Here is a 12015-nt window from a genome sequence, read left to right as displayed (position 1 = left end):
GAATTTCGAGAAGAGGTGTAAACGACATGAAATATATTGCAATCATTTTTTGGGGATTTATCTTAGGGCAAGTATCTGTTTATCTGGGCAGCGCCTTATCCGGCGGCAGCTATGACTTTATGATCGCAACCATGACGGGTATCTTTACCGCGCTGATCGTAGTTCTTGTTTCTGCGTTGATGCCGAAGACGGCCTCCCATAAATAACCGATAGTTCGTTCTAAAGACGGCAGAGAAACCGAAAAAAACCTTCAGGGATTAATTTCCTGAAGGTTTTTTTCTATTTGATGAACATCGCATCGCCGAAGCTGAAGAATCGATACTTTTCTTTGACTGCGTGCTCGTAAGCAGCCAACACGTTGTCTCTGCCGGCAAAAGCGCTGACCAGCATGACCAAGGTCGATTTCGGCAAATGGAAATTAGTGATGATGCCCTGGACAACCTTAAATGAATAGCCGGGCGAAATGAAAATTTTGGTCCATCCGCTGTCCGCCTTGATTTCCCCATCAAATTTCGTGCCGATCGTTTCCAGTGTCCGCACAGAAGTCGTACCCACCGCCACTATTTTGCCGCCGTTGGAGCGGACCTGATTCAGCGCTTGCGCTGCCTCATCCGTCAGCTGGTAGAATTCCGAATGCATTTCATGGCTGGCAATATCATCGACCGATACCGGACGGAAAGTCCCCAAGCCCACATGCAAGGTCAGATAGACGATCTTGACACCTTTTTTAGCCACGTCCGCAAGCAGTTCGGCCGTGAAATGGAGCCCTGCTGTCGGGGCAGCTGCGGAGCCGACTTCTTTGGCGTATACGGTCTGATAACGTTCCTGATCATCCAGCGTCTCTTTGATGTATGGCGGCAACGGCATTTCGCCTAGCGATTCCAGTATCTCCAAAAATACGCCGTCATATTTGAAATTCAGAATGCGGCCCCCGTGATCCAACGATTGCGTCACTTCGGCCGTCAAGCGTCCATCCCCAAAAGAGATCACTGTCCCGACTTTGACCCGTTTACCTGGTTTGACGAGCGTCTCCCACTCATCCCCTTGGATATTGTTCAAAAGCAGGACTTCGATATGCCCGCCGGTATCCGGTTTGATGCCATGCAGTCGCGCAGGCAGCACACGTGTGTTGTTCAATACCAGCGCGTCACCGTCCTGAAGTTCCTCCACCATGTCGGTGAAATGTTTGTCCGTAATTTCTCCAGTCTTGGAGTCCAGGGCAAGAAGCCGGGATGACGAACGATCCAGTAGCGGTGTCTGCGCAATCAGCTCTTCCGGCAAATAAAAATCAAAATCACTTGTCCTCATTGATAAAATACCTCACTTATTTTTCTGTATCATACTTGATCCCCAAATGGTCATACGCCATAGGGGTCGCTACCCTACCGCGCGGGGTGCGCTGTAGGAAGCCCAATTGGAGCAGATAGGGTTCGTACATGTCCTCTATCGTTTCCATTTCTTCGCCGATGTTGGCGGCTATCGTCGAAAGACCGACGGGGCCACCATTATAGAATCGGATCATTGTCGTCAATATTTGCCGATCCAAGTCATCAAGCCCTTTGTTGTCCACGCTCAAAATGGACAAAGCTTTGTCGGCGATTTCCTTCGTGATCAGGCCATCGCGATAGACTTGGGCGAAATCGCGCACACGGCGGAGCAGCCTGTTGGCAACACGCGGGGTGCCTCTGGATCTCAGTGCGATTTCGACCGCGCCTGACTCATCGATTTTTGTAGACAAAACATCCGAAGAGCGATGGACAATCTGCCTGAGATCTTCAAGGCTGTAATATTCCATCCGCGAAACGATCCCGAACCGGTCACGCAAGGGCGCCGAAAGACTGCCGGCTTTGGTCGTGGCACCGACTAGCGTGAACGGCGGCAGCGTAAAGTGGACAGGATGGGCTGTCGGACCTTGCCCGATGATGATATCCACATAATAATCCTCCATGGCAGAGTACAAAACCTCTTCCACGATCCGCGGCAAGCGATGGATTTCATCAATAAAGAGGACATCCCCCGCTTCCAGTTCATTGAGCAATACCATCAAATCGCCTGGCCGCTCGATTGCAGGTCCGCTCGTGCTGTGGATGCGGACATCCAATTCGTTGGCGATGACCATCGCCAGCGTCGTTTTCCCCAACCCGGGCGGCCCGTACAACAACACATGATCCAAGGCTTCACTTCGCGCTTTCGCGGCCTGGATATACACTTTCAATTCATTTTTCACTTTGTCTTGGCCGATATATTGCGCCATCATTTGCGGCCGCAATGTTTTTTCAATCAAATCTTCTGTCAGGTCTTCCGTATTTCCGGAAACGATTCTGTTTTCAGTTGTCATCTATATCACCCTTTTAAAAGTAGCTTGAACGCCGTACGAAGCACTTCTTCTGCGCTGGAATAGTTTTCTTTTTCCAATGTCGGCAGTATTTTCTTCACTTCACGGTCCGAATATCCCAAACCGGCCAAAGCCTCCAAAGCTTCCGTCAAGACAGCAGACTGTGCGCCAGCAGTTTCGTGGACCGGATGCTCTTCCATCCAATACGTATCGGGCAGCAATTCGCCGAGTTTGCCTTTCAAGTCCAAGATGATCTGCGAGGCGGTCTTTTTGCCTACACCCGGGAATTTCACCAAATACCCCACATTATCCGTTTCGATCGCTTGGATCAGACCCAGATGATCATCGCTCGCCAATATCGACAAGCCGCTTTTCGGTCCGATTCCGGAGACGCTGATCAATTTCAAGTACAACTGCTTTTCCGTGTAGTCCTTGAAGCCGAACAGTGTGATCGCATCTTCGCGGACCGCCTGATAGATGTAAAACGTTATCTCCTGGTTCAGGCTTCCGGAAAACCGGAAAGGATTCGCCACCTGCAACTGGTAGCCGATGCCACCGTTCTCCAGCACCACATAAAGCGGCCCCACATAAACTAATTTGCCTTTTATATATTCGTACATCATTTGGCTCCTACTCTTCATTTCCTGATTGTCATTCATTTTCTATCATAACATAAAACGGAACGGAAATGACAGCCGCTGCGTCATCTTCCGTGCGCGAACATTCGTTTGGCAGGCGCAAGCAACAAAAAATCCCAGGGCCGGTAGCCATGGGACTTTCCTTTGCTGCTTATTCGAATAATTGTTTGTATTCAGAGTAGCCTTCCGCATCCAATTGATCGTAAGGAACGAAGCGCATGGCTGCCGAATTGATGCAATAGCGCAGGCCGCCCAACTCTGCTGGGCCGTCCTCAAAAACATGCCCCAGATGGGAGTCGGCTTGAGCGCTGCGGACTTCTGTGCGTTTGCGCATCAACTTGCGGTCTTCCAGCTCTTTCAGTGTGGAAATCGGTTTTGCAAAAGAAGGCCACCCGCAGCCTGCATCGTACTTGTCCGCAGAACTGAACAACGGCTCTCCGCTCACGACATCAACATAGATGCCCTTCTCGTAAAAATCATCGTACTCGCCGGAAAAAGGCCTTTCCGTAGCTTCGTTCTGTGTCACTTCATATTGTAAAGGCGTCAAGCGCTTCAATTGTTCCTCTTTATTGTCCATCTTGGTATCAGACCCCTCTCTTTTCATTGCTCCAGTATATCAAAAAATGCAAAAAAGCAGAACAAAAAAGTATTGTTCCGCTTCGCTAGCGCTTAATATCAGTTTTGGATCAGAACAGATTCCCCAAAATGCTTCCCAGAATGCCGCCCAATCCGCCCGTTGCAGCTGGCGTCGTCGTTCCGGATTGCTTAGGGAAGAGATCGGTGATGTCGAAATTTTTCGTGGCTGCTTCTTCAGCTTGTTTGGAGAAGATGTCGGTCTGTTTGGCCACACCGTCAGAATCCAATCCATCAGCATCCTTTTTGTCCGCCAACATGCCCAGAATCATCGGCGCCATGGAAGCCAAAACTTTGGCAATCTCGGATTTGCTGATGCCTGTTTGGGCAGCAATCTGATCCACGACCTTATCTTTGTCCCCGAAGGCATGATCCAATATTTTATCGCCATCATCCGTGTCGACTTTCTTGACCACGTCTTCGACGGAGGTGACGTCTTTGGTCTGACCTTTGTGTTTTTCCAATGCATTTGATAAGGAATCTTTTCCTGCTTTTGACTCTGCGTTTTTGCTTAATGCCCGTAGGATCAAGGGAATTGCAACGACAGCCAATTTCGGAAGAATGCTTGCATCAACGCCCGTTTTGCTGCCTAAAGCCTGAATCGAACTTTCTTTGTTCAGCTCACCCATCATTTCGGAAATATCATTGATTTGCACCATTTTTTCCACTCCTATCTGCTATTTAACTATCCTGATTTTACAATAAATAAGCAGAAATAAGAAATGATACGCTCTCAATGCGGATCCTGGATCCGCTTGAACATCTTTTCCATATCCTGATTGGAGAATTGGATCAGCACCGGCCGGCCGTGCGGGCAATTGTAGGGATTATCCGTTTCGGCAAGATCGACCAACAATTGACGCGCTTCTTTGTCACTGAGGAAATGATTCGCTTTGATCGAGCGCTTGCAGCTCATCATGATGGCCGTTGCTTCCCGAAGCTTTTTGATGGAGATATCGCCTTCAGCCAAAAACATCTCCACCAGTTCCTTCAAAATGTCTTCCTCTTCACCCGGCGTGAACCAGGCAGGATGCTTTTCAACGATGAAACTGTTCTGGCCGAATGGTTCCAGGAACAGGCCCATCGATTCCAACACCTCGCGGCTTTCCTGGATCAGCTGAAATTCGTTCGCCGGGTAATCCAGCATGATTGGTATCAACAAACCTTGGAGATCGGTGGAAACCTTGCCTATTTCCTCACGGTAATATTCATATTTGATGCGTTCCTGAGCAGCATGCTGATCGATGATGTAGAGGCCATTTTCATTCTGCGCGAACAAGTAAGTACCATGCATCTGGCCGAAAAAGTGCAACTCGGGGAACGGCCGCTTGCTCGCTGGTCCCTTCTCTGCCTCCGCTTCGACTTTCTGGACGGTTTTCATGATCGGTTCTTCATGGGCAGCCGTATTTTTGGATTCGCCGGACAGGAAAGGCGCGCTTGGTTCATTGCGGTCCTGGTTTGGCTGGTCACTTAACGGAACATCGTAAACTTCTTGTTCTTCACTTGCAAGGGGAAGGTCTTCACGAGGTTCGGTCTCTGCGGAATCTGTAAAGGGCTTTATGTATTCGTCGTTTTCATTATGAACCGGCCTGTTGTCCCATGCTGTCTCCAAAGAGCGGAAATCCTCATTTTCGCTTGTCGCCGGCAGCTTCGTTTCCGTTTCTTGCACAAGCTCATGATCGAATGACCGGAAAGAGACGCTCAATTGCTCGGTCCGGATCGGTTCAGCCGGACTTTGGCGTTTGAATTTCAGATTTTCGATGCCGCTCGGGATGCGTTCTTCCGTCCGCAAAACAGCAGTGATTGCGTTTTCGATCAATTCCCCAAGCTCTTTTTCTTTGCTGATTCTGACTTCCTTTTTTGAAGGGTGGACGTTCACATCCAAAAGCAGGGAATCCGCCTCCATCACAATGACAGCGAGCGGATACCTTCCGACCATCAGCTTGGATCCATAGCCATCGATGATGGCTTTGTTCAAGGCGTAATTTTTAATGAAGCGCCCGTTCAGTATCAAGGTGATGTAGTTGCGGCTTGCCCGCGTCGTGTCCGGCAAGCTGATGTAGCCTTTCACTTTGAAATCCAGATTTTCGTTCTCGATCCGTTTCATCTTCTTGGCCGTCATTGTCCCATAGACGCCCGCGATGGTCTGACGCAGATCGCCATTGCCAGCTGTATGCAGCAGTTGGTTTCCTTCATGATGCAAACGGAAAGCGATCTCCGGATGGCTCAAGGCGATCCGGTTCATGATGTCTGTGATGTTCGACAATTCAGTCTGCAGGGAACGGATGTATTTCAGCCGGGCTGGCGTATTGAAGAAAAGGTCTTCAACGATGATTGTGGTCCCTTTACGGGATTTGTTCGGCCTTTCCTCTCCGATGACGCCGCCTTTTATGGACAAGTAGGTGCCGCTTTGATCAGCGACAGCCGTTTCGATCGAAACTTTTGCAACAGAAGCGATACTGGGCAAAGCTTCACCCCGGAATCCCAGCGAGTGGATACGGAAAAGATCATCCTGCGTGTAGATTTTGCTGGTCGCGTGCCGCGTAAAGGCAAGTTTCACCTCGTCCACCGCGATGCCATCGCCGTTGTCGGTGACCTGCACCTTTTTTAATCCCGCCTCCTCGATGAAAACATCAATCTGCGTACTGTTCGCATCGATTGCATTCTCCACCAATTCCTTAACGACCGACGCCGGGCGTTCGATCACTTCACCGGCAGCGATCTGGTTCGTCAATATTTGGGAAAGCTCCCTGATTTTGGCCATCGTTCTCACCTACTTTTTTTGCGATTTCAGCAACTTCTTCCAACTGTCTATCATCAGCATGGCTTGCATCGGTGTGCAATCCTCCAGCGCCAGGTCCGACAATTCATCCAGGACGTGCTTCTCGTTCGGAAGCATCGTGCTTTCCTGGAACAGCGCCAATTGTTCGACCGTATCATCCTGACCAGCCGCATCCGGCCCGGAATGCAGCACATGCTGCTCATTCAATGAATTGAGGATGATCTGTGCTTCTGCGATCAATTCATTGGGCATTCCGGCCAATTTGGCCACATGCAGGCCATAGCTTTTGTCTGCAGGCCCCTGCATCAGTTTATGCAGAAACACCAATTCTCCGTCTTTTTCGATCGCCCCTACATGGACGTTTTTGGTCCCCGCCAAATCGGCTTCGAGTTGGGTCAACTCATGGTAATGCGTCGAAAACAGCGTTTTGCCTTTGATTGTGCGATCGATGTAACGCAGAATCGCTTCGGCCAAGGCCATGCCGTCATACGTTGCCGTCCCCCTGCCGATTTCGTCGAATAGGATCAGACTCTTATCGGTGGCGAATCGCAGCGCTTGGTTCGTTTCGACCATTTCTACCATGAACGTGCTCTGACCGGAATAGAGGTCATCAGCCGCGCCTATGCGGGTAAAGATTTGGTCAAAGATAGGCAAATGGGCTTGCTCGGCCGGAACAAAACAACCCATCTGGGCCAGGATGACAATCAGCGCAACCTGACGCATGTAGGTGCTCTTACCTGACATATTCGGCCCGGTGATCAGCAGGATATGGTTGTCCTTGTCCATGGAAATGCTGTTTGGCACAAATTTATCTTTGCCGATTACGCGTTCCACAACCGGATGGCGCCCTTCTTTGATGGACAGATTACGGTCACTGTTGCTCAATTCGGGCTTGGAAAAATGATAGGCTTCGCTGACATGAGCGAACGACTGCAGGACATCGATCTCCGCCACCAGTTTGGCAAGTGCCTGCAACTGTCGGCTGTAGCCTTTTATCTCTTCCCGTAAAGCGACAAACAGCTCATGCTCCAATTCGACAGACTTTTCCTCAGCCTCCAAAATGAGCGTCTCTTTCTCCTTCAATGCAGGCGTGACGAAACGTTCCGCATTGGCGAGCGTCTGTTTGCGCTCGTATGTGCCTTCAGGCAGCGCCGCAAGGTTCGCCTTCGTCACTTCTATGTAATAGCCAAAAATGCGGTTGTAGCCGATTTTCAGCGTTTTGATGCCGGTCTTTTCTCTTTCCTCTTTTTGCAGCATCGCTATCCACAGCTTCCCGTTGTTCATCGCATCGCGGTAGCGATCCAATTGCTCATGGTAGCCATCACGGATAATGTTGCCTTCCGTGATCTGGATAGGCGGATTATCCGTAATCGCCCGCTCGATCAGTTCGATGACATCGGGGTAAGCTTCCAACTTGTCGATGACATCCTGCCAAACATCCGGTTCGTCGATTGCAGCGATGGCTTGGACCAATCCAGGAATCTGCTGCAGAGAGGTTTTCAGCTGGATCAGATCGCGGCCGTTGACATTGCCGAGCGATACTCTGGCTACCAAACGTTCCAGATCATAAACCGATGTCAAAGCGTCGTTGATGTCCATTCGTTCAAAGTAGTGATTGACCAATGATTCCACTTTCCGTTGCCTTTCGAGTATGTCGCTCAGGTTGATCAGCGGCTTTTCAAGCCATTGTTTCAGCATGCGCCCGCCCATAGCCGTTTTTGTTTCATCCAGCGTCCACAATAGGCTGCCTTTCTTCTGCTGCGTCCGGATGGATGCAGCCAACTCGAGGTTGCGCCGCGCATAGGTATCCATTTTCAGGAAAGCATCTGTTTGATAGGCGACGGCTTTCTGGAGGTGGGACAGGCTGCGCTTTTGGGTATCCGAAAGATAGCTCAACAACAGAACAAGCACATCCTTTTCCGACTGTTGCGGCAATTCCGCAACCAAATCGTGGAAGTCCGTTTCCGGAACCAGCTTTCCTTGGACAGAAACCAGGATGCCAAAATGTTTTTCCAACTTTTCCGTCAGGCCTTCAGCCGTCTTTGTATCCAATACGATCTCTTTGAACGGCAATGTCTGGAGCTCGTTGAATACGGCATCCTCGTTGGTCAGGAGGGTGACCTTCAGTTCCCCCGTTCCGATATCGACATATCCCAGCGCGTACCCTCCAGCTTCGTTTTGGATGACACTTGCCAAGTAATTATTTGTCTTGCTTTCGCTGCCGTTCTCATTCAGAAATGTACCCGGCGTAATGACCCGGACGACTTCCCGCCGAACCATGCCTTTTGTTAGTTTGGCATCCTCCATCTGTTCGCAAACGGCAACTTTGTGCCCCATTTCCACGAGTCTTCGGATGTATTCCGCTGCAGCATGATAGGGAACCCCGCACATGGGAATCGGCTCATCGGCATTTTTGTTGCGGCTCGTCAGCGTGATTTCCAGTAATTTTGCGGCCTTCATGGCATCATCATGGAACAATTCATAGAAATCGCCCAAGCGGTAGAACAAAAACGCATCCGGATACTGTTCTTTTATGGATAAATATTGCTCCATCATGGGCGTGTTTTTAGTTTTCTGTGGCATTTTTTCACCTCAATCAATAGATCTCTTCAGTACTCATGCTTCCTTTTTTTCGATAGCGTCATCGACGCCGCGTTGGATGATGCTGATGACATTTTCCAATAGTTCGTTGGCATCCCATAAAGCATCGCGGTATTGTTGGACTGCTATGCTGTCCTTCAATTGCTTGTTCAGCTCCGCTAATTCAGCGGCTGTTTTTTCTGCCGCTGCCGGCTTAGCATAATGTTCAAAAGCCGCGGCTTCTTTTTGCTTGCTTTTGATGGTTTCGACTAATTGTTCCAGCGCCCGATTGTCTTTTGTGTTTTCTTCGGCCTCTTGATAGTGGACGATCACTTCATTTTTTTTCAGCATTTCGATCAGTCTGTTCAATTCTGCCTCTGCCGGGCCTTCGATAGGCAGTTCTTGGGTCAATAGAATTCCCCTCCAAATGGGCGATCTTCATTGATCACGATGTTCTCTATTTTTACGCACTTGCCGGTCTGATCATTGATTTCAATATAGCACCCGGAAAGCAATTTCCTGCCTTTTTCGGGCACTTCATGCCGAATCGGCATTTGTGTCAGAAATTTCTGGATGATGATTTCTTTTTCGACGCCTAAAATGCTGTCGTAAGCCCCGGTCATTCCGGCGTCCGTCAGATAGCCTGTCCCGTCCGGCAAGATACGCGCATCATTTGTCTGTACATGCGTATGCGTACCGACCACAGCAGAAACGCGCCCATCCAAATACCAGCCCATCGCTTGTTTTTCGCTGGTCGTTTCGGCATGGAAATCGACAAAGATGCAATTCGTTTCTTTCCGTATTTGCTCCAGGATTTCATCCGCTTTGCGGAAAGGGTCATCCAGACTGTTCATGAAGACACGGCCGTGCAGGTTCACCACAGCCAATTTCAGTTGGTTCACTTTTATGATCGTCCAACCGATGCCAGGCGTCCCTTCCGGGAAATTTGCCGGACGGATCATCTTATTGGCTGTTCCGATGAATTCGAATATGTCACGGTTATCCCACGTATGGTTCCCCATGGTGATGACATCGACACCGGTCTGCAAGAATTCTTTGTAAATTTTTTCCGTTATGCCTCTGCCGCCTGCGGCATTCTCCCCGTTCACGATGGTCACTTGCGGACGGTAATGTTTCTTCAGTTGTGGGAGTGTATCCTGCAGCATCTGTCTGCCGATTGAACCTACGACATCCCCAATAAATAATACTTTCATCTTCAGCCTCTTCTCTAAATTCTAGTCTTTTTATAGTAACATATTTTGTCTGTTTAGATAAGCCGTTGCACCATTGCCAATCAACCGGGATATCCATAAAAAGCAAAAAACGGGACAATAGGATGTCCCGTTTGGTATTTCATTATTTGGCATATTCAATTACTCTTGTTTCGCGTATAACCGTAACCTTGATGTGTCCCGGATAATCTAGTTCTTCTTCGATTTTCTTTCTAATCTCACGAGCTACACGAATAGCTTGAGAATCGTCAAGTTGGTCTGGCTTGACCATGACGCGGATCTCTCTTCCTGCTTGAATAGCAAAACTGCTTGCTACGCCTTCAAAACTGTTTGCAATTCCTTCCAGTTTCTCCAAACGACGAATGTAGTTTTCCAGAGATTCACTTCTTGCGCCCGGACGAGCAGCAGATAAAGCGTCAGCAGATGCGACCAATACTGATATGATTGAGTTTGCTTCAACATCGCCATGATGTGAGGCAATTGCATTGATGACAACCGGATTTTCTTTGTATTTCTGGGCGATTTCTGCGCCGATTTCAACGTGTGAACCCTCTATTTCATGATCGAGAGCTTTTCCGATGTCATGCAACAGACCTGCACGTTTGGCCAGATTGATGTCTTCGCCTAGTTCCCCAGCCATTACGCCGCAAAGTTTTGCGACTTCGATGCTGTGGTTCAGGACATTTTGTCCATAACTAGTGCGGAAATGCAGACGTCCCAAAATTTTAATCAGATCAGGATGCAAAGAATGGATGCCAACTTCAAAAGTTGCTTGTTCGCCGATTTCTCTTATGCGTTCATCCATATCCTTACGGGCTTTCTCAACTGCTTCCTCAATTCTCGCAGGATGGATACGTCCATCTTGAATTAATTTCTCCAAAGTCATTTTCGCAATTTCTCTTCGGATAGGATCAAATCCGCTTAACACGACAGCTTCTGGCGTATCATCGATGATCAGGTCAATACCTGTCAAGGTCTCCAAAGTCCGAATGTTTCTTCCTTCGCGGCCAATGATCCGGCCTTTCATGTCATCGTTAGGCAGTGTAACAACTGAAACTGTTGCTTCCGAAACTAAATCGGCTGCACTTCTTTGAATTGCCTGCAGGATAATGTTTTTCGCATTACGATCTGCTTCATCTTTCGCTTTTTGGTCGGATTCTCTGATCATGACCGCAATTTCATGCGAAAGTTGATTTTCCGTTTCGTCCATGATGATGTTTCTTGCATCTTCACGTGATAAGGTAGCGATTCTTTCCAGTTCATGTTGTTGCTCTTCCACCAATGTTTGAATGCGATTTTCCTCAGAAACTAAAGCGTTTTGTCTTTTGACAAGATTATCCTCTTTTGACTCGATAGATTGCTCACGTTTCGAAAGACTGGTATCTTTTCTATCCAAATTTTCTTCTCTTTGGATCAATCGATTTTCTTGTTTTTGAACCTCACCGCGTCGTTCGCGCAATTCATCTTCTATTTCTGAGCGGTATTTGTGGTTCTCATCCTTCGCCTCTAACATAGCTTCTCTTTTAGTTGTTTCTGCTTCTTTACGAGCATCTTCAAGAATTTGGGAAGCGGTATTTTTGGCACCAGCTATTTCTTTTTCGTGATTCGATTTTCGATATAAATATCCGACAACGACACCAAAAATTAAAGCTATGATAGCGAAGGCTAAAGTCCATATATCCATAGTTTCACCTCCGTATCTATTTAATTTTGTTGTCAAAAAAAATGAATAAAAATTAGTTTTACAATGTGCAGAATGAAGCGATACACATAAATTCATTCTAAACGTAGAATACTGACATGTCAACGATAAAA

Annotated in this window: 11 protein-coding genes; 1 reads left to right on the top strand and 10 read right to left on the bottom strand. The window is 48.3% G+C overall.

Features of this window, described 5'->3' with window-relative positions:
- The first annotated feature begins 26 nt into the window (after window positions 1-26).
- Window positions 27-206: a YjzD family protein gene (locus C8U37_RS05965; RefSeq protein WP_068560596.1), complete on the top strand. Its 180-nt coding sequence runs from the start codon at window positions 27-29 to the stop codon at window positions 204-206.
- A gap of 73 nt (window positions 207-279) precedes the next feature.
- Here the strand turns inward: C8U37_RS05965 and queA are convergent, their stop codons facing one another.
- From queA to rny, 10 genes are all read right to left on the bottom strand, one after another.
- Window positions 280-1308, bottom strand: coding sequence for a tRNA preQ1(34) S-adenosylmethionine ribosyltransferase-isomerase QueA (queA, locus tag C8U37_RS05960; RefSeq protein ID WP_108032355.1), 1029 nt, complete (start codon window positions 1306-1308; stop codon window positions 280-282).
- A gap of 16 nt (window positions 1309-1324) precedes the next feature.
- Complete coding sequence (gene ruvB, locus C8U37_RS05955; RefSeq protein WP_108032354.1) at window positions 1325-2338, bottom strand: Holliday junction branch migration DNA helicase RuvB; 1014 nt, start codon at window positions 2336-2338, stop codon at window positions 1325-1327.
- A 5-nt stretch (window positions 2339-2343) separates the two neighbouring features.
- Window positions 2344-2955: a Holliday junction branch migration protein RuvA gene (gene ruvA / locus C8U37_RS05950; RefSeq protein WP_108032353.1), complete on the bottom strand. Its 612-nt coding sequence runs from the start codon at window positions 2953-2955 to the stop codon at window positions 2344-2346.
- Window positions 2956-3124: 169 nt separating this feature from the next.
- Window positions 3125-3550 (bottom strand): peptide-methionine (R)-S-oxide reductase MsrB, encoded by a 426-nt coding sequence (msrB, locus tag C8U37_RS05945; protein WP_108032352.1) that lies wholly within the window; start codon window positions 3548-3550, stop codon window positions 3125-3127.
- 109 nt (window positions 3551-3659) lie between these two features.
- Entirely contained in the window at window positions 3660-4265 is a 606-nt protein-coding gene (locus C8U37_RS05940) for a DUF937 domain-containing protein (protein ID WP_108032351.1), read from the bottom strand.
- 74 nt (window positions 4266-4339) lie between these two features.
- Entirely contained in the window at window positions 4340-6370 is a 2031-nt protein-coding gene (mutL, locus tag C8U37_RS05935) for a DNA mismatch repair endonuclease MutL (RefSeq protein WP_108032350.1), read from the bottom strand.
- Window positions 6371-6379: 9 nt separating this feature from the next.
- Window positions 6380-8971, bottom strand: a complete 2592-nt coding sequence (mutS, locus tag C8U37_RS05930; RefSeq protein WP_108032349.1) for a DNA mismatch repair protein MutS — start codon at window positions 8969-8971, stop codon at window positions 6380-6382.
- A 33-nt stretch (window positions 8972-9004) separates the two neighbouring features.
- On the bottom strand, window positions 9005-9379 hold the full coding sequence (locus C8U37_RS05925; RefSeq protein ID WP_108032348.1) for a YlbF family regulator: 375 nt from the start codon (window positions 9377-9379) through the stop codon (window positions 9005-9007).
- Complete coding sequence (locus C8U37_RS05920; protein WP_108032347.1) at window positions 9376-10182, bottom strand: TIGR00282 family metallophosphoesterase; 807 nt, start codon at window positions 10180-10182, stop codon at window positions 9376-9378. Before C8U37_RS05920 ends, C8U37_RS05925 begins: the two co-directional genes overlap by 4 nt.
- A 142-nt stretch (window positions 10183-10324) precedes the next feature.
- Window positions 10325-11884 carry a ribonuclease Y gene (rny, locus tag C8U37_RS05915; protein WP_108032346.1) on the bottom strand — a complete coding sequence of 520 codons (1560 nt, stop codon included), beginning with the start codon at window positions 11882-11884 and terminating at the stop codon, window positions 10325-10327.
- Between the last annotated feature and the right edge of the window lie 131 nt (window positions 11885-12015).

This window comes from Trichococcus patagoniensis, assembly GCF_003051085.1.
GTDB lineage: Bacteria > Bacillota > Bacilli > Lactobacillales > Aerococcaceae > Trichococcus > Trichococcus patagoniensis.
Note: the sequence above shows the minus strand (reverse complement) of the source record. Positions and strands in the feature narration are given on the sequence as shown.